This is a genomic window from Stenotrophomonas genospecies 5 (assembly GCF_054473825.1).
Genome location: NZ_JBTMUW010000001.1, coordinates 423,670 through 443,650 on the forward strand (window position 1 = coordinate 423,670; position 19,981 = coordinate 443,650).

27 protein-coding genes are annotated in these 19,981 nt (G+C 64.3%); all 27 read left to right on the forward strand.

Annotated features, from left to right (window positions below):
- The first annotated feature begins 44 nt into the window (after positions 1 to 44).
- Positions 45 to 461 (forward strand): hypothetical protein, encoded by a 417-nt coding sequence (locus tag ACX9OW_RS02015; protein WP_459061839.1) that lies wholly within the window; start codon positions 45 to 47, stop codon positions 459 to 461.
- The gene (locus tag ACX9OW_RS02020) at positions 458 to 1,159 is read left to right on the forward strand and encodes a hypothetical protein (protein WP_459061840.1); all 702 of its coding nucleotides are present in this window, start codon (positions 458 to 460) and stop codon (positions 1,157 to 1,159) included. Before ACX9OW_RS02015 ends, ACX9OW_RS02020 begins: the two co-directional genes overlap by 4 nt.
- Positions 1,159 to 1,680 (forward strand): GIY-YIG nuclease family protein, encoded by a 522-nt coding sequence (locus ACX9OW_RS02025; protein ID WP_459061841.1) that lies wholly within the window; start codon positions 1,159 to 1,161, stop codon positions 1,678 to 1,680. The genes ACX9OW_RS02020 and ACX9OW_RS02025 overlap by 1 nt, the downstream gene beginning before the upstream one ends.
- A gap of 64 nt (positions 1,681 to 1,744) precedes the next feature.
- The gene (locus ACX9OW_RS02030) at positions 1,745 to 2,410 is read left to right on the forward strand and encodes a glycoside hydrolase family 19 protein (protein WP_459061842.1); all 666 of its coding nucleotides are present in this window, start codon (positions 1,745 to 1,747) and stop codon (positions 2,408 to 2,410) included.
- Positions 2,407 to 2,733, forward strand: a complete 327-nt coding sequence (locus tag ACX9OW_RS02035; protein ID WP_459061843.1) for a hypothetical protein — start codon at positions 2,407 to 2,409, stop codon at positions 2,731 to 2,733. The genes ACX9OW_RS02030 and ACX9OW_RS02035 overlap by 4 nt, the downstream gene beginning before the upstream one ends.
- Positions 2,730 to 2,945, forward strand: coding sequence for a hypothetical protein (locus ACX9OW_RS02040; RefSeq protein ID WP_043034789.1), 216 nt, complete (start codon positions 2,730 to 2,732; stop codon positions 2,943 to 2,945). Before ACX9OW_RS02035 ends, ACX9OW_RS02040 begins: the two co-directional genes overlap by 4 nt.
- A gap of 1 nt (position 2,946) precedes the next feature.
- Positions 2,947 to 3,423 (forward strand): lysis system i-spanin subunit Rz, encoded by a 477-nt coding sequence (locus ACX9OW_RS02045; RefSeq protein WP_459061844.1) that lies wholly within the window; start codon positions 2,947 to 2,949, stop codon positions 3,421 to 3,423.
- Positions 3,423 to 3,791 (forward strand): HNH endonuclease, encoded by a 369-nt coding sequence (locus tag ACX9OW_RS02050; RefSeq protein ID WP_459061845.1) that lies wholly within the window; start codon positions 3,423 to 3,425, stop codon positions 3,789 to 3,791. The genes ACX9OW_RS02045 and ACX9OW_RS02050 overlap by 1 nt, the downstream gene beginning before the upstream one ends.
- A gap of 110 nt (positions 3,792 to 3,901) precedes the next feature.
- On the forward strand, positions 3,902 to 4,318 hold the full coding sequence (locus tag ACX9OW_RS02055; protein WP_263174819.1) for a P27 family phage terminase small subunit: 417 nt from the start codon (positions 3,902 to 3,904) through the stop codon (positions 4,316 to 4,318).
- 76 nt (positions 4,319 to 4,394) lie between these two features.
- Entirely contained in the window at positions 4,395 to 6,071 is a 1,677-nt protein-coding gene (locus ACX9OW_RS02060) for a terminase large subunit (protein ID WP_459061846.1), read from the forward strand.
- 2 nt (positions 6,072 to 6,073) lie between these two features.
- Positions 6,074 to 7,378, forward strand: coding sequence for a phage portal protein (locus ACX9OW_RS02065; RefSeq protein WP_459061847.1), 1,305 nt, complete (start codon positions 6,074 to 6,076; stop codon positions 7,376 to 7,378).
- Positions 7,375 to 8,061, forward strand: a complete 687-nt coding sequence (locus ACX9OW_RS02070; RefSeq protein WP_459061848.1) for an HK97 family phage prohead protease — start codon at positions 7,375 to 7,377, stop codon at positions 8,059 to 8,061. Before ACX9OW_RS02065 ends, ACX9OW_RS02070 begins: the two co-directional genes overlap by 4 nt.
- 11 nt (positions 8,062 to 8,072) lie before the next feature.
- Positions 8,073 to 9,326, forward strand: a complete 1,254-nt coding sequence (locus tag ACX9OW_RS02075) for a phage major capsid protein (RefSeq protein ID WP_459061849.1) — start codon at positions 8,073 to 8,075, stop codon at positions 9,324 to 9,326.
- A 62-nt stretch (positions 9,327 to 9,388) separates the two neighbouring features.
- Positions 9,389 to 9,787 (forward strand): hypothetical protein, encoded by a 399-nt coding sequence (locus ACX9OW_RS02080; protein WP_459061850.1) that lies wholly within the window; start codon positions 9,389 to 9,391, stop codon positions 9,785 to 9,787.
- A gap of 3 nt (positions 9,788 to 9,790) precedes the next feature.
- On the forward strand, positions 9,791 to 10,132 hold the full coding sequence (locus ACX9OW_RS02085; RefSeq protein ID WP_459061851.1) for a head-tail connector protein: 342 nt from the start codon (positions 9,791 to 9,793) through the stop codon (positions 10,130 to 10,132).
- A 62-nt stretch (positions 10,133 to 10,194) separates the two neighbouring features.
- Complete coding sequence (locus ACX9OW_RS02090) at positions 10,195 to 10,401, forward strand: hypothetical protein (RefSeq protein ID WP_459061852.1); 207 nt, start codon at positions 10,195 to 10,197, stop codon at positions 10,399 to 10,401.
- A complete protein-coding gene (locus ACX9OW_RS02095) occupies positions 10,398 to 10,733 on the forward strand; it encodes a phage head closure protein (protein ID WP_459061853.1) in 336 nt (111 codons plus the stop codon). Before ACX9OW_RS02090 ends, ACX9OW_RS02095 begins: the two co-directional genes overlap by 4 nt.
- Entirely contained in the window at positions 10,726 to 11,208 is a 483-nt protein-coding gene (locus ACX9OW_RS02100; protein ID WP_459061854.1) for an HK97-gp10 family putative phage morphogenesis protein, read from the forward strand. The genes ACX9OW_RS02095 and ACX9OW_RS02100 overlap by 8 nt, the downstream gene beginning before the upstream one ends.
- Positions 11,205 to 11,570 carry a tail completion protein gp17 gene (gene gp17, locus ACX9OW_RS02105; RefSeq protein ID WP_459061855.1) on the forward strand — a complete coding sequence of 122 codons (366 nt, stop codon included), beginning with the start codon at positions 11,205 to 11,207 and terminating at the stop codon, positions 11,568 to 11,570. The genes ACX9OW_RS02100 and gp17 overlap by 4 nt, the downstream gene beginning before the upstream one ends.
- Positions 11,571 to 11,633: 63 nt before the next feature.
- Entirely contained in the window at positions 11,634 to 12,353 is a 720-nt protein-coding gene (locus ACX9OW_RS02110; RefSeq protein WP_459061856.1) for a phage tail tube protein, read from the forward strand.
- Positions 12,350 to 12,739, forward strand: coding sequence for a phage tail assembly chaperone family protein, TAC (locus tag ACX9OW_RS02115; protein WP_459061857.1), 390 nt, complete (start codon positions 12,350 to 12,352; stop codon positions 12,737 to 12,739). Before ACX9OW_RS02110 ends, ACX9OW_RS02115 begins: the two co-directional genes overlap by 4 nt.
- Positions 12,740 to 12,822: 83 nt before the next feature.
- Entirely contained in the window at positions 12,823 to 13,032 is a 210-nt protein-coding gene (locus tag ACX9OW_RS02120; protein WP_459062454.1) for a phage tail assembly protein T, read from the forward strand.
- Between the two features lie 63 nt (positions 13,033 to 13,095).
- Positions 13,096 to 15,591 carry a phage tail length tape measure family protein gene (locus ACX9OW_RS02125; protein WP_459061858.1) on the forward strand — a complete coding sequence of 832 codons (2,496 nt, stop codon included), beginning with the start codon at positions 13,096 to 13,098 and terminating at the stop codon, positions 15,589 to 15,591.
- On the forward strand, positions 15,591 to 16,049 hold the full coding sequence (locus ACX9OW_RS02130) for a hypothetical protein (RefSeq protein WP_459061859.1): 459 nt from the start codon (positions 15,591 to 15,593) through the stop codon (positions 16,047 to 16,049). Before ACX9OW_RS02125 ends, ACX9OW_RS02130 begins: the two co-directional genes overlap by 1 nt.
- Entirely contained in the window at positions 16,046 to 16,528 is a 483-nt protein-coding gene (locus tag ACX9OW_RS02135; RefSeq protein WP_459061860.1) for a DUF1833 family protein, read from the forward strand. The genes ACX9OW_RS02130 and ACX9OW_RS02135 overlap by 4 nt, the downstream gene beginning before the upstream one ends.
- Positions 16,525 to 16,902, forward strand: a complete 378-nt coding sequence (locus ACX9OW_RS02140) for a nitrite transporter (RefSeq protein WP_263174779.1) — start codon at positions 16,525 to 16,527, stop codon at positions 16,900 to 16,902. Before ACX9OW_RS02135 ends, ACX9OW_RS02140 begins: the two co-directional genes overlap by 4 nt.
- Complete coding sequence (locus tag ACX9OW_RS02145; protein ID WP_459061861.1) at positions 16,899 to 19,964, forward strand: host specificity factor TipJ family phage tail protein; 3,066 nt, start codon at positions 16,899 to 16,901, stop codon at positions 19,962 to 19,964. The genes ACX9OW_RS02140 and ACX9OW_RS02145 overlap by 4 nt, the downstream gene beginning before the upstream one ends.
- Positions 19,965 to 19,981 lie beyond the last annotated feature (17 nt).

Consider the following 19,981-nt stretch of genomic DNA (forward strand, 5'->3'; position numbering starts at 1 on the left):
GGAGAGCAGGGGGTTTGCCATCCTCCCACTGGACCCGAACCGAAATGGCTACTGAAGCACGCGCGCTGGAGTTGGCGCTGCCTTGGCCAAGCAAGGATCTGTCGCCGAACGCGCGCGTCCACTTCCGCGTGAAGGCCCGGGCGACGAAGCACGCCCGACAGACGGCGGTGGTGCTGGCGCACGAGGCTGGGTGGCGCGCGCTGCAGTTGCCGCCCGGCAAGTTGCACCTGTGGATCGACTGCTACCAGGCGCCGGGCAAGAAGCTGCCGGACGACGACAACATGACGGGACGGTGCAAGCCGTACCGGGACGGGATCGCCCAGCTGCTTGGCATCAACGACGGGCGATTCCAGGCGCACCTGTTCGTGCATGACGAGCGCCGCCCAGGCGGCCAGGTGGTGGTGCGGATTACGGGCGGGCCGGCGGCGGCCGGCCAATCAACAACAGGGGAACGGGCATGAATCCACGAGAGACGATGGCGCGGCTGGGGCCGAGCACGGTGAAGTTCGACATCGGCCGGGGCGGCGGGAAGCCCGACCTGACGAACCAGGACATTGCCGCGGCGCTGGGGATGGTGCCTGCCGGCCTTGGCCGGGAGCTGCTGGAGGCGTGCTGGTGGCCGGATGGCGCGGCACTCAGGCAGGGCGCTTTGAGGGACGCCATCCTTTCGCTCGTCATGCCCGAGCTTGCGAGACAGGCCCGGAAGCTGACGGAGGTGCACCTGGATCTTCAGCTGGCCGAGGCAGCCGTGTCATTCGCTGGCAGGTCGCCGACCACGGCTCAGCGGAACGAAGTGGCCCGTTGTCGTTCGGAGCTGGCCATGGCACGGGCAGCGACTTGGCCCAAGAACACTGCTGACCATCTACCAGCCATCGCTCGGGCAGCCATCGTTGAGCTATCGGGCGGCAACAAGTGCATGGCCTGTGGCGGACGGCAATACAGCATGGAAGAGGCAAAGGTTACGATGTGCAAGGAGTGCCGTGGCACTGGGCTTGAACCGAACCCCGACAGGCGCCGTGCCCTGGCAATCGGCTGCGACCCATCGGACTATCCGCGCAGGTGGCGCGTGGTGTATGAATGGATTCTCGTGAAGATGAGCGATGCGATGGCGGGTGCTGAGAGGCAGTTTGTGATGACTCTTTCAAGGGATGCGGCGTGATGAACCCGCTGCACGTGAATTTCTCGGTGCAACCGAATCCGGGGTGGCGGAAGAAGCCTGACTCTACGTGCGATGTGTACATCGTCATGGCGCGTGATGGCTCAGGGCCTATGTACGTAAAGGTTGGGATGAGCAGCCATCCTGAGTCGAGGCTGGTTTCCATCCAGACGGCCTGTCCGCTGCCGCTGCTGCGAGCAATGGCCTTCACCTGCCGTTCAACAGCTCTGGCCCGGGCGGCTGAGGGGGCGATGCATCTGCACCTGCGCGAGTACTCGACAGTCGGCGAGTGGTTCCGATTCGAATGGGGCGAGGAAAGCAAGGGGGTGCTTGAGACGGCTATGAACGACTTGATTGAACAGGTCGACGGCAGAAACCTGCGCCAGATCGATCTGTCTACCGTCTCTCGCTCGGTCCTGGAAAGGAGAAGGGAGGCCGAGCAGGCGCGCGCCAGACAGCTCGCCGCGGCGATTGAGAAGCATCGAGTAGCTGTGGAGTTGCGCGCTCCACATAAACGGCCGTAAATTCCTACCATCGCACGCGACCATGCCCGGCCCCTGAGCCGGGCTTTCTGTTTCCGGACCAGCCATGATTCTGACCGCCTCGACAATCCAGCAGGCGGTCGGCTGCAGCGCCGCCGTCGCCGCCCAATGGGCCCAGCCCCTGACCGACGCCTGCACGGCGTTCGGCATCAGCACCCCGAAGCGGGTGGCAGCGTTCCTGGCGCAGGTAGGTCACGAATCGGCCAGCCTGACGCGGACCGTCGAGAACCTGAACTACGGTGCGCAGGGCATGGCCGACACCTGGCCCAGCCGCTACGCAGTCAACCCCAAGGCCAAGCCGAGGAAGCCGAACGAACTGGCGCGCGCGCTGGAGCGGAAGCCGGTCGCGATCGGCAACAACGCGTATGCCAACCGCCTGGGCAACGGCTCTGAGGCGAGTGGCGATGGCTACCGTTATCGTGGTCGAGGCCCTATCCAGAACACCGGCCGAGCCAACTACGCGGCCATCCGCGACGCTTTGCGGGCGAAGGGCATCAAGGGCGTGCCAGACTTTGAAGCGCAACCCGAGGCGCTGGAGCAGCCGAAATGGGGCGCTCTAGCGGCGGGTGCATTCTGGGATGCCCGATCCCTGAACAAGCTGGCGGACGCTAGCCGCTTCGATGAGATCACGGAGCGAGTCAACGGTGGGCAGATCGGTGCCGCCGACAGAAGGGCCCGCTACGCACGCGCGCTGAAGGCTCTGTCCGCATGACCTCGAAGAAGAAGGCCGCCCGGCTCTCGCCGGTCAGTCAGCTGCAGGGTGTGCTGGTGGTGCTGGAGAACCAAAAGGCCAAGAGCCCGACCGCCGAGCTGCTGCTGGCGATCCGCGAGATGGTCAGCGATGCGTTGGCGGTGTTGCAGGAGCCAGACCCGACCAAGCAGCGCATTGCGTTCGTGCTGCTCGCTGTGCAGCAGTCCACCCAGGTGGCCGTCAAGGTCGTGCGCGGCAAGCGCCTGACCCGCGTGACCATCATCGACCAGCAGCTCTACCACTGGGCGCTGGAGGAAATCCATTCACTGGCAGGCGCTGCATGACCTTCGCGACTCGCAACATCGGCGCTGCGCGCGTCGGCATCGCCGTGCTAGTGCTGTTTCTGCTGGGCATGGCCATGGCCGCGCTGATTGCGGTGGCCATCCCGCCGGAGAACAAGGACTCGTTCGGCATGCTGATCGGTGGGCTGAACAACGCTACCGGCATGGTCATTGGCTACTTCTTCGGCATGACCCGCAAGGGTCCAGGGGCCTGACGTGAACCGCAACGCCATCTATCTGCTGGTGTTTGTCGCCTGGTCCGCCGGCATGTTCGGTGTCGGCTGGGCCTGGCGCGGTGACCGGGCCGAGACCAAGGAAGCCCGGCAGGCGGCAGGGGCCAGTGCCGGGCAGGTCAAGCAGCTCACCGAGACCCGTGCCATCGAGCACAGCCAGGCCGAAGCGCTGTCCAGCATCGGAGCCAAGTATGAAGAAGACCGCACCACGGCCACGGCCGTCCCTGCTGCTGTTGCTGCTGGCGTGCGTGATGGCAGCCTCCAGCTGCGCGACGACCTCGCCACCTGCAGTACCAGCCTCCTGTCCCAAGCCGTCGCCGGCGCCGTCGAACGTGATGCGCACGCCCAACTACGAGCAGAGGTCGCGGGCGCTCTTGTTCAAATCGGACGAGACGCCGACGACCACGTCCGTGCCTGCCAAGCGGTGATCGAGGCGGACCGAAGCCCCGGACCAGGCTGATGCCACGCCGCGCGCCGAAGCACAACGCCATGCCACGGCAGGCGGCGGTGCACGTGCCGCCAGAGGCAGTGAGGCAGACCACGGCTGAGCGAGGCTATGGCAGCCGATGGCAGCGCGCCCGCGCGACGTTCCTGCTCAGGCACCCGCTCTGCGCTGAGTGCCAGCGGTCGGGCCACGTAACTGTCGCGGCGGTGGTCGACCACATCACCCCGCACAAGGGCAACCAGGCGCTGTTCTGGGACACGGACAACTGGCAGCCCCTCTGCAAGACCTGCCACGACCGCAAGACCGCGACCGACGATGGCGGGTTCGGCAACTGGCACCGAGGCGCCAAGCCGACTCCGAAATGCGCGCGTAGACGCGAATGAATCGCAACAACCGTAGAAGGGTCGGGGGGAGGGTCAAAAGTTGGGGCGGTACGCCTCCCTGACCGTGCGCCCAACGTTTTTTTCGCACCGTCAAAATTGAGATTTGAAAAATGAGAGGACGGAAGCCGACCGCTCCGGCCCTCAAGGTGATTGCCGGAACCGCCCGGCCGGACCGTGAGGCGCCGGACGCTCCCGAGTTCGACCTGATCGACGTGTTCCCCGACCCGCCGCAGCACCTGAACGTCAACGGGGCTGCAATGTGGAATGACCTGGGACCCCAGCTGGTGGCAGCCAAGGTTCTCCAGACCGTGGACCTGTATGCACTGCAGCAGCTCTGCTACGCCTGGCAGGTCCAAGTCGCCAAGCAGATGGCAGGGGTGGATATCACAGCCGCTGAACAGACCGCGCTGAAGGCGCTGATGTCCGAGTTCGGGATGACGCCGGCGAGCAGACGCAAGGTGAGTTCTGGTGGTGTCGAGAAAAAGCCCGGCAACAAGTTCGGCGCCCTCGCGACGCCCGGCAAGTAGGAAGAAGCCGGCGAAGCCTACCGCGGCCGCGCGCCCTCGGCGTCGGCCAAGGCCGGACCCGTCTGACTACGTTGCGGTGGCCATCGACTATGCACAGGAGGCAGTGGAGGACCGAAAGGGTAAAGCGTTCGGGCTGCTGATTCGTCAAGCAGCCAAGCGGTTTCTGGATGACCTGAACCGAGCTAAGAAGCGAGGCGCTCCGTTCACGTTTTCATCGGAGCATGCAGCCCATGCCTGCGGCTTCATTGAGCTGCTGCCTCACGTAGAGGGATCGTGGGAGACGGCAGAGATCCGGTTGCACAGGTCGCATGTCTTCTTCGTGGTCCAGCTATTCGGTTTCAGGAAGCTTGATGGCACGCGACGCTTCACGTCGGCGCTGTTCGCGGTGGCACGAAAGAATGCCAAGTCCACCCTGGCATCGGCGATTCTCCTGTACTGCCAGTGCTGCGAGAACGAGGAAGGCGCCCAGGTCATTTCGGCCGCTACGACCTTTCCGCAGGCGTCGATCATCTTCAACGTTGCCAAGCGGATGGTGGAGAAGACGCCGGACCTTCGGGAGGCCTATGGCCTTGAGACCTGGGCCAAGTCGATCAGCCGCATGGAGATTGGCGCCAGCTTCAAGCCTATCCACGCGAAGGCAAGCACGCAGGACGGATTGAACCCATCCCACGTTGGACTGGACGAGATCCACGCTCACAAGACGCCGGACCTGCTGAACGTTCTCCAGTCTGCAGCGGGTGCACGCCGCAATCCGCTTTGGCTGTTCACCACTACTGAGGGCTACACCAATCCCGGCCCTTGGGCAGAGATCAGGCAGTTCGTGAAGCAGCTGCTCGCCGGCGTGTTCAAGCACACCGCCGATCACTATCTGGCTGTCTTCTACGCGGTCGACGAAGAGGACGAGGATTTCGACGAGGCGAGTTGGCGAAAGGCCAACCCTCTGATCGAGGTAAATCCTCACCTCTTGGGCGCGATCCGAAAGGAGGCGGTCGAGGCCAAGGCCATGCCTTCCAAGCTGGCTGAGTTCCAGATCAAGCGGCTGAATCGGCCGGCCTCCGCGGCAAATGGCTGGGTGGCGCTCCGCAAGTGGGCGGCCTGCACTGGAGTTGTCGACCTAGAGGCGCTGAAGGACGTTCCATGCTGGGGCGGCCTGGACTTGGCCAGCACCAGCGACCTGACATCGTTCCGGCTGGTCTGGCGCGTGGATGGAAAGATCATCACCTGGGGCCGTCGCTGGGTTCCAGAGGAGGCGGTTAAGCAGCGGACTGAGCGAGGAACTGTCCCCTACGCGGGCTGGGTCGCCTCGGGGCACCTTGAAACCACTGAGGGAGAGGTCACCGATTACGCTCACATCGAAAGGTCGATCCTGGACGTTGTTGCTCGCTTCAACGTGCAGTCGATCGCCTTCGATAGCTGGAACGCGACAGAGGTTGTCGGCCGGCTGCTAGCCGCCGGTGTTCCGATGGTCCAGTTCATTCAGGGGCCGAAGTCATACCACCCAGCCATGCAGGAGCTTGAGCGCGCCTATGTGAGCAAGCGCCTGGTCCATGACGGAGACCCGGTTCTGACCTGGTGTGCGTCGAACCTGGTGGCGCGGCGGGACCAGAACATGAATATGGCTCCCGACAAGAAGCGATCGAGCGAAAAGATCGACGACATGACCGCGCTGCTGATGGCGATTGGCTTATCCATTACTCCTGAAGATGGCCAGGGCGACCTGGACGGCTTCTTCTCAAATCCAATCGTGGTGTGAAGATGACGAAGGACGCAAAGCAGAAGGGTCCCGGCAAGATCAAGTCATCGGTTCTCCGGTGGCTCGGGGTGCCTACCGGCCTCGCCGATGAAGCGTTCTGGGCTGCATGGTCCGGCGGTGGTTCAAGCGCTGGAAAGACCGTGAACCAGCGCACGGTTCTGCAGCTGTCTGCGGCCATGGCATGTGTGCGGCTACTTGCCCAGGTCATTGCAACACTTCCGGTTGGGTTCTTTGAACGAAAGCCCGACGGCACCAGGGTGGCAGCCAACAACCACCCCCTCTACGAGATCCTGCACAACCAGCCAAATGCTGACATGACAGCTGTGCAGTTCTGGGAGGTCGTCATGGTGAGCCTGCTACTTTGGGGAAATGCTTACGCAGAGAAGACGCTCAGCTCCGGACGCTTGGTGAATCTGGAGTTTCTGCAGCCACAGCGAATGGCTGTTAGGCGACTTTCAACCGGTGAGCTTGAGTATCGGTACTCGGGCACCGATGGTCGTCAGCGCGTGATCTCCGAAGAAAGAATGTGGCACATCCGTGGTTTCAGTACGGACGGGTCGATGGGGATCTCTTCCATCCAAGCCGGCGCCCAAGTTTTCGGCGCGGCCATGGCCGCAGACGAGGCGTCGTCGAAGGTGTTCGCCAACGGGATGAACGTTGGGGGCGTGCTGACCACCGATCAGATCCTAAGCGAAAAGAACAGGGCCACCTTCCGCGAGAACATGCAAGCCGAGTTTGCGGGGGCGATGAATGCCGGTAAGACCATGCTGCTTGAGGCTGGCATGAAGTACCAGCAGGTTCCCATGAATCCGGAAGATGCTCAGCTACTGGCTACCCGGGCGTTCAACGTTGAGGAAATCTGCAGGTGGTTTGGCGTTCCCCCGTTCATGGTAGGGCACGCGGAGAAATCCACCAGCTGGGGCACTGGAATCGAGCAACAGATGATCGGGTTCTTGACCTTCTCCCTTGCGCCGTGGCTGCGGCGCATCGAACAGTCGATTCGCAAGGATCTGATGGCTCCTGTCGAACGAGCCAAGTACTTCGCCGAGTTCGCGGTGGAGGGCCTCCTGCGGGCCGATAGTGCGGCCAGGGCCTCCTTCTACAGCACGATGGTACAGAACGGCATCTACTCGCGAGACGACTGTCGTGAGCGCGAGAACCTCGAGCGTAAGGGTGGCAAGGCCGCTGAACTGACTGTGCAATCCAACCTTCTGCCCATCGACATGCTGGGCTCCAACACAGGTGACCAGCAGGCCCGATCGGCACTGATGGCTTGGCTGCAATCTGACGACGGGAAGACGACATGAATCGAAAAAGCGCAGCCCTGAAGATCAGGGACTTTGATCTCTCCGTGAAGGCCGTCAGCGATGGCGGCCTTTTCTCTGGCTACGGCTCGGTGTTCGGCACGGTCGATTCCTACCGCGAGGTGGTTGCGCCTGGAGCATTCAGCGAGAGCTTGGCAGAGATCAAATCCAAGGGCCGGCCAGTGCCGGTGCTGTGGCAGCACCGCAGCGGTGAGCCAATCGGGGTGTACACCGGCCTGGTGGAGGATGCGCACGGGCTCAAGGTCGAGGGCCAGCTCATCATCGACGGGGTGGCTCGCGCCAAGGAGGCGCACGCGCTGATGAAGGCCGGCGCGGTGTCGGGCCTGTCCATCGGCTACTACGTCCGTGAGGACAGCTGGGATGAAAAGGAGCGCGTCCGCACGCTCAAGAAGGTTGATCTGGTGGAAATCAGCCTGGTCACCTTCCCGGCAAACGATGACGCCCGCATCGATGCCATCAAGTCGAAGCTGGCACATGGGTCGCTGCCGACCATGCCTGAGTTTGAGCAGATCCTGCGTGAGGCAGGGTTCTCGAAAAGCCAATCTGCGGTGATCGCCAACCGCGGGTTGAAGCATCTGCTGGACCGGAGCGAGTCCGGGAGCAAGGCGACTGAAGACTACACGGCTGTCCCAGTTCTGGGGCGGCTCACCCTCCCGACTTTCTGAGGAACACACATATGTCCCGCTACACCGCACTGGCCAACTCGATTGGCCGCGAAATGAAGAACGCCCAGACCCTGGACGACACGCTTGAACTGAAGGGCCTCATCAACCAGCTGAACGAACGCGACAACGAGATCAAGGTGTTTGCCGAGAAGGCCAGCAACGAGATCAAGGAGCACGGCAAGATCCTGGACGACACCAAGGGCGTGCTGGAACTGCTTTCCAAGGGTGGCATCGAGATCAATGCTCGCCTGCTCGAAGTGGAACAGAAGCTGGCGCGTCGCTTCTCGGCCAACGATCCCGTTGACCTCAAGAGCATCGGTGAGCAGTTCACCGAGCAGGAGGGCTTCAACGACCTGGTTGCCAAGGGGCGTGGCATCGCCCGTATGAACCTGAAGGCGGTAACCGCGATCACCAGCGCCACCACTGGCACCGGTGGCGTGGGCGCCGCCATTCAGCCGACGCGGGTTCCGGGAATCATTGCCGGCCCGGATCGTCCCTTCACCATCCGCGACCTCATCATGCCGGGTCGCACGGGCTCCAACGCGATCGAGTTCGTGCAGGAATCGGGCTTCCAGAACATGGCGGCACCGGTGGCGGAAACCGCGCTGAAGCCGCAGTCCGACCTGTCGTTCGAGCTGAAGACCACCACGGTCAAGACCCTGGCCCACTGGTTCCTGGCTTCCAAGCAGGTTCTGGCCGATGTTCCGCTGCTGCAGAGCTACATCAACGGCCGCGCCATCTACGGCCTGAAGTACGTGGAAGAAGCCCAGCTGCTGGCAGGCGACGGCACCGGCCAGAACCTGCTCGGCTTGATCCCCCAGGCGACGGCGTTCAACGAGGCACTGCGCAAGGCCGGCGACACCAAGATTGACATCCTGCGTCGCGCGATCCTGCAGGTCCGCGTGGCGGAGTACCGCGCCAGCGGTATCGCCTTGAACCCGGTGGACTGGGCGGACATCGAGCTGCAGAAGGACGAGCAGGGCCGCTACATCTGGGTGAACGTGGTGGAGGGTGGTCAGCCGCGCATGTGGAAGCTTCCGGTGGTGGACTCCACCGCAGTGCCGGAGGGCGAATTCCTGGTTGGTGCGTTCGATATCGCAGCCCAGGTCTTCGACCGTGAGGATGCTGCCGTCGAAGTCTCCACCGAGGACGGCGACAACTTCCGCAAGAACATGGTGACCATCCGCGCTGAGGAGCGCCTGGCCTTGGCTGTCTATCGCCCGGAATCCTTCGTGCACGGCACCTTCGAAGATCCGACCCCGTAAATAGGGCACCTCTGCTGGTGCAAGTAAGTGGCGGGTCTTCGGGCCCGCCACAGGAGAATTCCATGAAGTACATCGCCAAGAAGGGGTTCAATGACCCCAACGCCGAGGGGGGATACCAGAAGCGCGGTAAGCCCTGGACCGGGCCGGATACGCGTGCGAAGGAGCTGCTGATACTGGGCTTGATCGCTCCGCAAGGAGCCGAAGGGAAGGCCGCACCGCTGCCGTCGAACAAGATGGCTCCCGCGCCGGCCAACAAGGTGGCTCCGACGGCACCTGAACCTGGCGCAGCCCTGGTGCGGCAGAAGGTCGAGAAGGTCATCGCCGCGCTGGCCGGTGTCACGGATCGTGCCACCCTCGAAGCCGCGCTCGCTGCTGAGCGGGCCAAAGGCGAGAAGGCCCGTGCCACCGTGATTGATGCCATCGAAACCGCCATCAAGGCGGCGACGCCAGCCCAGGCCTGAGCCATGCAGCTGATCACCATCGAGCAGGCCCGGCAGCACTGCCGGGCCGATAGCGCCGACGACGCAATGCTGGAGCTATACGGCGGCGCGGCCGAGGAGGCGGCGCAGGAGTTCATGAACCGGAAGGTGTTCCCTGACGCCGCCAGCATGGCGGCCGCTGTTCTGGCCGGTACGGCCGGTTGTGAGCCCATGGTGGTGAACGACTCCATTCGTGCGGCGATCCTGCTCACGCTCGGCCATCTCTACGCCAACCGAGAAAGCGTCATCACCGGGACGATCGTCTCCGAGATGAAGGATGGTCCCCGGAGCCTGCTGTGGCCGTACCGGGTCGGGCTCGGCGTCTGAAGTGGCCTGCTCCGGCTGCGCGCGGCGTCGCGCCTGGCTCATGAAATGGATGCGAGAAGCGAATGAACGAGCAAAGCGAATTGCTGGCCGCGCTGCGAGCCCAGACCGAGGCGACGCACCAGCTGGTGGCGGCGCTGCAGGAAAAGACCAAGGCCGACATGGAGAACGCCATGGCGGTTAACCGGCTGGTGGACTACCTCTGCGACAGTGAGGGCGCCGAGGCGGAACAGGCGGGCTCGGGCAACTACCTGAGCGGGAAGCCGCGATGATCGCCGCCGGCCGGCTGCGCCACCGGGTGCAGCTGCAGCGTCAGGTCTACGGGCAGTCGCCTGCGACCGGCGCGCAGACCGTCAGCTGGGAGTTGCTGGCCGATGTGTGGGCGGAAGTGTCGCCGCTGTCGGCCCGCGAATTCGTGGCAGGGAAGGCGGTCGAGAGCGAGGTCACGTTGCGGGTGACCATCCGCCACCGCAATGACGTGACCGACAAGTGCCGGGTGCTGTTCCGGGGCAAGATACTGAACATCCATGGTGTGTTGCCCGACCCGGTCAGTGGCCTGGAGTACCTCACGCTTCCGTGCAGCGAGGGTGTCAACGATGGCTGATGGCATCCGATTCGACGTGAGCGGCCTGGACGGCATCCGCAACAAGATGGCGCAGGTGAAGCGAGAGGTGAACTACAAAGGCGGCCGCGCCGCCCTGCGCCGCGCTGCCAACGTGCTTCGCGACCAGGCGCAGAGCAACGCCCGACGCGTGGATGACCACGAGACCGAGACCGCCATCTGGAAGAACGTCGCGGTGCGCTGGAATGCACGCGCGTTCAAGCAGGACGGTGTGCTGGCGTTCCGTGTCGGCGTTCTGGGCGGCGCACAGGCTGGGCGCGCCGCTCAGCAGGGAACGAGCAACCCCGGCGGCATCACCTGGTACTGGCGCCTGCTGGAGTTCGGCACCTCGAAGATGGCTGCGCAGCCGATCTTCAGGCCGGTGCCGTATCAGGCCGGCCAGAAGGCCGTCGACGTGTTCGCGCGGAGCTTCAACCAGGCGCTGGACCGCGTGCTGGCGAAGCAGGGGGCGGCATGATCCCCCCCATCTTTCCGCTGTGCATCGCCTCCACAGCGGTGCGGCTGGCATTTGGGGACGCACCGACCCGTGTCTACCCGTTCGGCCTGATCGAAAAGCCGCCTGCGCTGCCCTATGCGGTTTGGCAGACGGTAGGCGGTAGCCCCGAGAACTACTTGGCCCAGCGCCCTGACGTGGACGCGCTGACCACGCAGGTCGACGTGTATGCGAAGGACGAAGCATCACTGGTCGAGGGCGCTACCGCCCTGCGCGATGCCTTCGAACCTCGCGGGTACATCACCCGCTGGGGCAGCCAGGTGCTTGACCCCGAAACTAAGCTGTTGCGCCTGTCATTCGATGTGGACTGGCTGGTCCCTCGGTAACGCCCGCTACATCCCCACCCACGCCCCGCACTGCGGGGCTTTTTATTGCCCGCAGGAGAAACGATGAGCATCCTGACCCAAGGAACCCAGCTGTACGGCCTGATCAACGGCACTGTCCGTGAGATCGAGTGCATCACGGCCTTCAACCCCGGCACCGCGCCGGCGGACCAGATCGACGACACCTGCCTGTCCGAGACCAACACGCGCACCTACAAGAAGGGCCTGCGCACGCCTGGCCAGGCGTCGGTGACCATCAACGCCGATCCGAAGAACGAGAGCCACTACCTGTTCTGGCAGCTGGCCGAGCAGGTGGACGGCGGCGACCCGATCCAGTGGGCCATCGGCTGGTCCGATGGGGTGGACATCGAACCCACCGTTCAGCAGGTCGGCAGCATCTCGACCATCGAAGTGACCAACGGCGGCACCGGTTACACGTCGGCACCGACCGTGACCATCACCGGTGGTGGCGGCAGCGGTGCAACGGCCACGGCCATTGTCGATTCGGGCTCGGTGATCGGCGTCAACATCACCAACCCCGGCACCGGTTATACCAGTGTCCCCACTGTTGCATTCAGCGGCGGCGCTGGCACGGGCGCCGCGGCCACGGCGGAGCGCTCCACCGTGGCCGAACTGGTCCTGCCTAACACCCGCACCTGGTACACCTTCCAGGCCTACGTGAGCGACTTCCCGTTCGACTTCCAGGGCAATGCGGTGGTCACCACCGCGGCGACCATGCAGCGAAGCGGCTCGGGCGTCTGGCTGCGTAAGGCCGAAACGCCGTGAGCCGGGGAGCCAAGAAGCCGGCCGCCGCACGCACTGTCAACCTGAGCGTGGCCGGCCTGCAGAAGGTCGGCGCGTTCACCGGCCGCCCGGTGGAGAAGGAAATCCGCTGGAAACAGGGCGACGAGGAACTGACCGCCACGGTGTACGTGCGCCCGCTGGGTTTCCAGGCGGCCGTGTCGGACGTGCTGTCGGCCACGAACAAGCACGACGGCGTGGCCGGCCGCATCGCGGCCAGCATCTGCGACCAGGACGGCAAGGCAGTGTTCACCGTTGCCGATATCACCGGAGAGGCCGATCCGGAGCGCGGTGCCCTGGACGGCAACCTGTCGGTGGCGCTGTTGATGGCCATCGGCGAGGTGAACAACCTGGGAAAAGCTACGAGCTGACCCCGGAGGATGAGCTGTGGTGCGAGCTGGTCCTGAACGGGATTGGCGGCCGCAGCATCGGGGAGGCGAAGGAGCGCCTCTCCATCCGGGAGTTCCAGCTCTGGAGCGTTTATCGAGCCCGGCGCGGCAGCCTGAACCTGGGCAGCCGGATGGATGCAGCGACAGGGATGATGGCGGCGCTGTTCGCCAACTCGAACCGCAAGCCAGGCAGCGCTGCATTCAAGCCCACTGACTTCATGCCCCACGTGGATGCCGAGCCCATCAGCCTCGAGGAGGCGATGAAGCAGTGGTAGCCACGCCATCGGGTGCGCATCAACCTGGCTGGCCGCCGGCCAGCCCCTGCAGCAGAGAGAGCTATGTCCCGGTCCCTTGGTACGCTGACCATCGACGTGATCGCCGAGGTCGGCGGCTTTGCGTCCGGCCTGGACAAGTCCGAGCGCCGGGCAGAGAAGTGGCGCAAGAAGGTCGAAGCAGAGGCGAAGCTCGCTGGTGTTGCGCTGGGCACGGCGATCGCAGCGGCGGTCGTGATGATCGGCCGCAATACCATTGCGGCCGAGCGAGAAGTGGCACAGCTTGACGCCATCATCCGTTCTACGGGAGGGGCGGCCGGATACACCCGCCAGCAGTTGCTGGACATGGCTGATACCTTGTCCAGCAAGTCCACGTTCAGTGGTGGCGAGATCGTGGAGGCTCAGACCCGCCTGTTGTCCTACTCGGGCATCCTGGCTTCCAACATCCCCCGCGCCATGCAGGCGGTCATCGATCAGTCAGCACGACTTGGCATCAGCGTCACCCAGTCCGCCGAGACCATCGGCCGCGCGCTGGAATCGCCCAGCAAGGCCGCCGCCGCGCTGGCGCAGCAGGGGTTCGGCGCGGCCTTCACGAAGGAAGTGCGCGGCACGATCGACGAGCTGGTGAAGGCCGGCAAGGAAGGCGAGGCCCAGGTGATGATCCTGGAGATCCTCGAAGAGTCCTACGCTGGCGCCGCGCAGGCCGCTCGGGACACCTTCGGAGGCGCACTGCAGGCGCTGGGGAATACCCTCAACGACATCACTACTGCCGGCGACGGCAGTCTCCGTGGCGCAACCGATGCGGTCAACGAGCTGATCGCCACGCTGAACGATCCCGCCACGAGGGAGGGGTTCAACAACCTGATCTCCGGTGCGGTCGAGGCAATCGGAACGCTGGCGCAGTTCGCAGCCACCACCGGCAATGTGGCGAAATTCGTCGCCGAAGAGCTGGCGGCCCGCTTTAATGGCCCCGACGCCACCGATGTGATTCGCGTTCAGGAGCGTATCGAGCGCCTGCAACGGACGATCGATGCCGTGCAGAACGGGCGGCGAACGCTTGGCCTGTCGACGCTCAACGCCAGTGAGCTGATCCCATCGGACCTCTTGTCGCGTCCAGAGACGGTGATTCAGCGCCTGCGTGGCGAGATTGAGGCGGAGCAGAGGAAGCTGGCCGAGGGCCAGCGAATGATGGAGCAGGCCGCTAAAATAGCTACTGCTGCTGCGTCTGTTCCGGATGGAGTCACCGGCGATGCCGCCGCTCGCGCTGCGGCCACTGCGGCCGCAGCCGACGCTGAGAACGCGAAGAAGCGTCTTGCCGCTGAGAAGCAGCTGCAGCAGGCCTATGAATCAACCGGGTTGCAGTTGCGGCGTCAGATCGAGCTGTTCGATACCAGTGCAGATCGTTCGGGGCGGGCCACCGAGCTGCAGCGCCTGAACTTTGAAATGGTCCAGGGCAGCCTCCAGGGCCTGAACGCTGCCCAGCAGGGGCGACTGCGCGCGCTGGCGACGGAGATCGATAGGCTGGCAGGGGTGAAGTCAGCGAACGAGGAAGCTGCTAAGGCAACTGAGGCGTTCGTCAAGCTGAAGGAAGAGCTCAACAAGAAGGATTCCTTGGGCGTTGAGTTGGCGCGCGACAGACTGAAGGTTCTCCAGGCTGCCGCTGCCGTGGGCGCCGCAAACGACCCGGAGTTCGCGAAGGTAGCCGGGAAGGCGATCGAGCAGGTGGGCGGATCGGTGGGTAGCGAGTACCGCGGCCCGGACGCTCTGTACGGTGGCGCCAGCGGTGAGTTCTCCAAGATCGACAAGGCTGTCGAGGAGGAGAACAAGCGTTACGCTGCGCAGCTTGAGGCCCTGGATGAGTACAGGAAGGCCCGTGCTGATCTGAATGATCAATGGGACAGCCAAGAGGCGGCGTTGGCTGCCACGCATCAGGCAAGGCTGGACGAACTGGACAAGGCTAGGTGGCAGGTTGGCCTGACAGCTGCGGAGCAGGGTTTGTCTGCCGTCGCGGGTGTGATGCGCGCTGGCTTCGGCGAGCAGTCTGGCATCTACCGAGCTGCTTTCGCGATCAGCAAGGCGTTCTCGGTGGCCAAGGCTGCCCTCGCCGCAAAGGATGCTGTCAGCTCGGCGCTTTCGAGCGGCCTCCCGTTCCCCGCAAACCTGGCTGCAATGGCCGCCGCAGCTGCGGCTGTTGCCAATCTCGTCGGTGAGGTATCTGCCGTGGGTATGGCTCACGACGGTATTGATAGCGTGCCCGAGACAGGCACCTGGTTGTTGCAGAAGGGCGAGCGGGTTACCACCGCAGCAACCAGCGCGAAGCTGGATGCGACCTTGGATCGGGTGTCGCGAGATTCAGTCAGTGGCGGGCGCGGCGACAACTACGAGTTCAACTTCAATGTGAACGGCTCCATCAGCGAGCGGGAGAGGCTGATGCAGGAGCAGACAGTAACCCGGGCGGTGATGCTGGCGCGTCAGGACCGCGTTGCCGACACCACGTCCGGCACAGGTCCCCAGTCACGGGCGATGCGGTCGAACTGGAACGTCAGAAGGAAGGTCGGCTAATGGCGTTGATCATGCAGCCGAAGTGGTTGCCGGAGCCTTTGCGCGAGGGGTACGGCCTGCGCCACGTGTCTCCACTGATCCGATCAACCTTTGTGAGCGGGCGCTCGCTGCCGCGGCGCGCGTACACTGCGACGCCAAGCCAGGCCGAAGTGCGCTGGTTACTCAACGACCAGCAGGCGGCTCTGTTCGAGAAGTGGTTTCAGGAACAGCTGTCAGATGGTGTCGCGTGGTTCGCGTGCCGGCTTCGCAGTCCTCTGGGCATGGATTACTACAAAGCCCGGTTCACTGACATCTACGACGGGCCCACGCTGACCAACGGCAACCTCTGGATGTTCACCGCACCGCTCGAGCTGTACCTGCGTCCACTTCTTGCGGACGGGTGGACGGAGTTCCCGGACGGATTCCTGCGGGCCAGCGTGATCGATCTGGCAGCAAACAGGGAGTGGCCACAGCCATGAGCATTCTGGAACGGCTGTATGCCTCCGGGGGCATCGAGATCGAGCACGAGACTCTGGCCATCTCGGCGGGCAGCGATACCTACTACCTGACAAAGGGCTGGGAGGATCTGCGGGCGGTGCTGGAGACAGGCGAGACGGTCACGTTCAAGGCCTGCGGCATGGACGTGGCAAAGCCTGCCCGAAACGCGGACGGCGTTCAGGATCTGCGTTTTGCGCTGACCAACATCGACGGTGTGGTGAGCAGCAGGATCCGTGCAGCACTGGCGTCGAAGCAAGCGATGACAGTCACCCTGCGGGTTTACCTGAGCAGCGATCTGCTGGCCCCCATCAAGCGGCCTCTGTCCATGGTCATCAAGGGTGGGCAGTGGTCGGCCACGGAGGTCCAGGTGACCGCCGGGTTCATGAACATCCTGGACACCGCGTGGCCTCGCGATCGCTTCAACCTGTCCCAACATCCTGGGCTTCGCTACATCTCATGAGCATCGATCTGGAAAAGTACCTGGATGTGGTCTGGGTCAGCGGTGGCCGCGTGTTTCCCGAGCTGGACTGCTATGGCGTGGTCAACGAGGTCCGGCGCGACCTTGGCCTCCCGGCCTGGGACGAGCATCCCGGCGCGACCCGTGAGGACCTGCCCGAGCTGGCGCAGCAGGCCGTCCTGCAGCACGCCGGCAGCGACCTTGTGGAGGGCGCTGTGGCGTTCTGCTACGAAGGCAGCATGGTGACGCATGTGGCCGTGCTGGTGGAGGTTGAGGGCCGAATGTGCACGCTGGAGTGCAACGATGGCCGGAACGTGACCGTGCTGCCGGTGGCGCGCTTCGAACGCCGGTTCAACCGGGTGGAGTATTACGCGTGATCCGGGTGTTCCCTTCGCGGATGCCCGGCGAGGCGCTGGAAACGCACCAGCACGGCCGGGTAACCGTCGACAGCTGGCTGCGGTCAAAGGTGCGCGGATACACCGGCGATGGTGAGCAGCCAATCGAGGTGGAAGTTTACGGTGCCACCGTACCCGTAGAGGCATGGGGCTCGACATGGATCGATGCGGATGCAGATGTCCGCATCTACCCAGTGCCTCACTACGAGGGTGCCGCCGCAGTGGTGTACTGGGTCGTGGTGGCCGTCGTGGCGGCCTACGCCATCTACATGGCGTCAAACCTGCCATCAGGAAGCCGGTTCGGGCAAGGCGACAGCCTCAGCCTCGACACGGCGCGGGCGAATTCCGCGCGGTTGGGTAGCCCCATCCGCGAGGTGATGGGTCGTTGCCGGGTGTGGGCCGACTATCTGGTGCAGCCGGTCTCCCGGTTCGTCGGCGGCAACACCTACCGAACCCACATGTTCGTCTGCGTCGGCAAGGGCAGCCACATCATCCCGGTGGGATCAGCGCGGCTGGGGAACACGCCGATCAGCTCCTTCGGGAGCGATGTCGAGATGACCATCTATCCACCGGGCGCCGACGTGGGCGGAGACGTTCGCTCTGAGAACTGGGTCAACTCCACCGAGGTTGGCGCGACGGCTTCGGGAACGGCGGGTCTGGATCTGAGCGACACAGCGGACGTGGCCACGGGTATCAACGCGGACTCGGTAACGGTGTCCGGCAATGTGATCACTCTGAACAACGCGACCGTCACCGACGCGGACGGGAAGGAGCGCCCTGCGACGTCCGTGCCTGCCAGCTGGACGGTTGGCGCGGTGCTGACCCTGAAGGTGGCTGCCACGTTTACGGCAACCACAAGCGGCCTGTATTCGATCATCGCCGGCAGTGCGGTGGATGAGCTGGCTCCCTACGTGGGGATGCCGGTGCTGCTGACCTACAACAGCGCGGACTATGCGCTGTTCGTAGCGAGCTACGTTCCCGGGTCTCCGGCGGTTCCCGGTGAAGGTGGCAGCCCGGCGCGGGTGACAGGATCTGCGGCAGCCAGCAGCTTCGATTTCAGCGGTTCTCCTGTCACCTTCGGAATCACCTGGCGCGGTACGACCTACAGCATCGCCCTGGTGGCCGACTACATCACCATCGGCGTGCTGCTGACTGCAATCAACGACCAGCTCGTGGACAGCGGCCTGGTGGCAACCCAGTCTGGCGGTGTGGTGACCATTGCCGAGGCGTCGAGCCCCTATGTCGGTGGGAGCATCACCTACAGCGGCCTGCCGGCGGCCGTGTTTGGCAGCAGCCCGACCGCCACGTCTGGCGAGGCAACCACGGGCGGGACACCGGCAACGTTCCCGCGGGTGACGCTGGCGTATGACAGCGCCGCCGGCACCGCGTTCGGTGGTCTGCCTCCGGGCACTGTGTCTTTGGCAATGTCGCGGGGTCAGAGTGAGTACCGCATCGACTCAGTGTCCGGCCTCACCTTGACAGTGCAGCGCCTGACCGAGGGGGGCGTAATCGATACCGGCTGGCCGGGCTGGACCACCCGCACGGCAACCGACTACCGGGCGACCGGATTCCAGGAGGGAGAGGAATGGCTCGGGCCGTTCCTGGTGTGCCCGAGTGGGGAGACCACCGACGCGTTTGAGTACGACTTCAACTTTCCGGGCGGCCTGATCTGGTACACGGACAAGGGCAACAAGCGCACGTTCACCGTGACGGTGCGGGTGGCCTGGCGGGTGTTCGGATCTGGCGACGCATGGTCTGTGCGCACTCACGTCTACACGGCCACGTCCGAGGACGCGCTGGGCTTCACTGAGCGGATCGAACTGGTGACGCCGGGGCAGATCGAGGTGCGCGTGCGGCGCGTCACCGAGCGTGGTGGCAACTCGGCCCGGGACGCGTGCTTCTGGCAGGGGCTGCGCGCGCGGCTCTCGCAGCGGCCGACACGCTACGACGACCTGACCACCATTGGCCTTACGGTGACCACCGGCACGAAGCTGGCTGCCCAGACGGACAGGCGGTTCAACGTGGAGGCAACGCGCCTGTACGACGAAGGCGCCGCGCGCAGCATCAGTGGCGCGATGATTCATGTGATGCGCTCCCTGGGCCTGCCGAGTGACCAGATCGACATGGACACGCTGCAGCACCTGGAGGAAACCTACTGGACGCCGCGGGGAGAGTTCTTCGACTTGAGCGCGGAGAAGTCCGGGACCAGCGCTCTGGACATGCTGCAGCTGGCAGCGCAGGCCGGCATGGGCTACTTCCTGCTGATCGACTCGATGTGCTCGGCGGGCAGGGAAGGGGTCAAGGCCTGGCGCGGCGGTATCTCGCCGCAGCGCCAGCTGGAGCCGCTGACCACGTCTTTCATCGCGCCTGGGCCGGATGACTATGACGGCGTGGACGTGACCTACATCGATGAGGTGACGTGGGCGGCCGAGACGGTGCAATGCCGGCTGCCCGGTGTGACTGAGCCGTGGAAGGTGGAGACCTACGAGCTGCAGGGCGTTGGAACACGCGATCGCGCGTATCGGATCGGTATGCGGCGCCTGATGAAGCACCAAGGTCAGCGTCTCACGTACAAGACCAAGACGGAAATGATGGGCCTGGTCTATCAGTACGGCGATCGCGTGAAGCTGTTCGACGACATTCCGGGATCGAGCACCATCAGCGCCATGATCGAATCGGCACGGCTCGAGGGAACCCAACTGCTGATCGAGGTGGGCGAATACCTGGACTGGAGCCTGCCGGCCCCGCGGTGCCTGGTGCGCTTCCAGGACGGCACGCTGTCGAATGTGATCGTCCCGACGCGCGTGGATGACCACCGCCTCACCATCGCCGCCTCCGCTTTGCCAGGTGAACACGCGTTCAACACCTGGATCATGGACGACCCGACGATTGACCCGCCGGAGCTGATCTTCTGCGACAGCACGCGCGCTGGGTACGACGCCGTTCTGGCCGACCTCACGCCCGGCGAGGACGGCTCGGTAGAGCTGACCGCCCTGCAGTACGACCCCGCCTTCTACCAATACGACGACGCCACCGCGCCGTAGCACTCCTGGAGACGCAC

Excerpts from the sequence above, each read along its gene's own strand:
- ACX9OW_RS02015 (WP_459061839.1), top strand. The coding sequence starts at position 45 with ATGGCTACTGAAGCACGCGCGCTGGAGTTGGCGCTGCCTTGGCCAAGC.
- ACX9OW_RS02020 (WP_459061840.1), top strand. The coding sequence starts at position 458 with ATGAATCCACGAGAGACGATGGCGCGGCTGGGGCCGAGCACGGTGAAG.
- ACX9OW_RS02025 (WP_459061841.1), top strand. The coding sequence starts at position 1,159 with ATGAACCCGCTGCACGTGAATTTCTCGGTGCAACCGAATCCGGGGTGG.
- ACX9OW_RS02030 (WP_459061842.1), top strand. The coding sequence starts at position 1,745 with ATGATTCTGACCGCCTCGACAATCCAGCAGGCGGTCGGCTGCAGCGCC.
- ACX9OW_RS02035 (WP_459061843.1), top strand. The coding sequence starts at position 2,407 with ATGACCTCGAAGAAGAAGGCCGCCCGGCTCTCGCCGGTCAGTCAGCTG.
- ACX9OW_RS02040 (WP_043034789.1), top strand. The coding sequence starts at position 2,730 with ATGACCTTCGCGACTCGCAACATCGGCGCTGCGCGCGTCGGCATCGCC.
- ACX9OW_RS02050 (WP_459061845.1), top strand. The coding sequence starts at position 3,423 with ATGCCACGCCGCGCGCCGAAGCACAACGCCATGCCACGGCAGGCGGCG.
- ACX9OW_RS02055 (WP_263174819.1), top strand. The coding sequence starts at position 3,902 with ATGAGAGGACGGAAGCCGACCGCTCCGGCCCTCAAGGTGATTGCCGGA.
- ACX9OW_RS02065 (WP_459061847.1), top strand. The coding sequence starts at position 6,074 with ATGACGAAGGACGCAAAGCAGAAGGGTCCCGGCAAGATCAAGTCATCG.
- ACX9OW_RS02070 (WP_459061848.1), top strand. The coding sequence starts at position 7,375 with ATGAATCGAAAAAGCGCAGCCCTGAAGATCAGGGACTTTGATCTCTCC.
- ACX9OW_RS02075 (WP_459061849.1), top strand. The coding sequence starts at position 8,073 with ATGTCCCGCTACACCGCACTGGCCAACTCGATTGGCCGCGAAATGAAG.
- ACX9OW_RS02080 (WP_459061850.1), top strand. The coding sequence starts at position 9,389 with ATGAAGTACATCGCCAAGAAGGGGTTCAATGACCCCAACGCCGAGGGG.
- ACX9OW_RS02085 (WP_459061851.1), top strand. The coding sequence starts at position 9,791 with ATGCAGCTGATCACCATCGAGCAGGCCCGGCAGCACTGCCGGGCCGAT.
- ACX9OW_RS02090 (WP_459061852.1), top strand. The coding sequence starts at position 10,195 with ATGAACGAGCAAAGCGAATTGCTGGCCGCGCTGCGAGCCCAGACCGAG.
- ACX9OW_RS02095 (WP_459061853.1), top strand. The coding sequence starts at position 10,398 with ATGATCGCCGCCGGCCGGCTGCGCCACCGGGTGCAGCTGCAGCGTCAG.
- ACX9OW_RS02100 (WP_459061854.1), top strand. The coding sequence starts at position 10,726 with ATGGCTGATGGCATCCGATTCGACGTGAGCGGCCTGGACGGCATCCGC.
- gp17 (WP_459061855.1), top strand. The coding sequence starts at position 11,205 with ATGATCCCCCCCATCTTTCCGCTGTGCATCGCCTCCACAGCGGTGCGG.
- ACX9OW_RS02110 (WP_459061856.1), top strand. The coding sequence starts at position 11,634 with ATGAGCATCCTGACCCAAGGAACCCAGCTGTACGGCCTGATCAACGGC.
- ACX9OW_RS02125 (WP_459061858.1), top strand. The coding sequence starts at position 13,096 with ATGTCCCGGTCCCTTGGTACGCTGACCATCGACGTGATCGCCGAGGTC.
- ACX9OW_RS02130 (WP_459061859.1), top strand. The coding sequence starts at position 15,591 with ATGGCGTTGATCATGCAGCCGAAGTGGTTGCCGGAGCCTTTGCGCGAG.
- ACX9OW_RS02135 (WP_459061860.1), top strand. The coding sequence starts at position 16,046 with ATGAGCATTCTGGAACGGCTGTATGCCTCCGGGGGCATCGAGATCGAG.
- ACX9OW_RS02140 (WP_263174779.1), top strand. The coding sequence starts at position 16,525 with ATGAGCATCGATCTGGAAAAGTACCTGGATGTGGTCTGGGTCAGCGGT.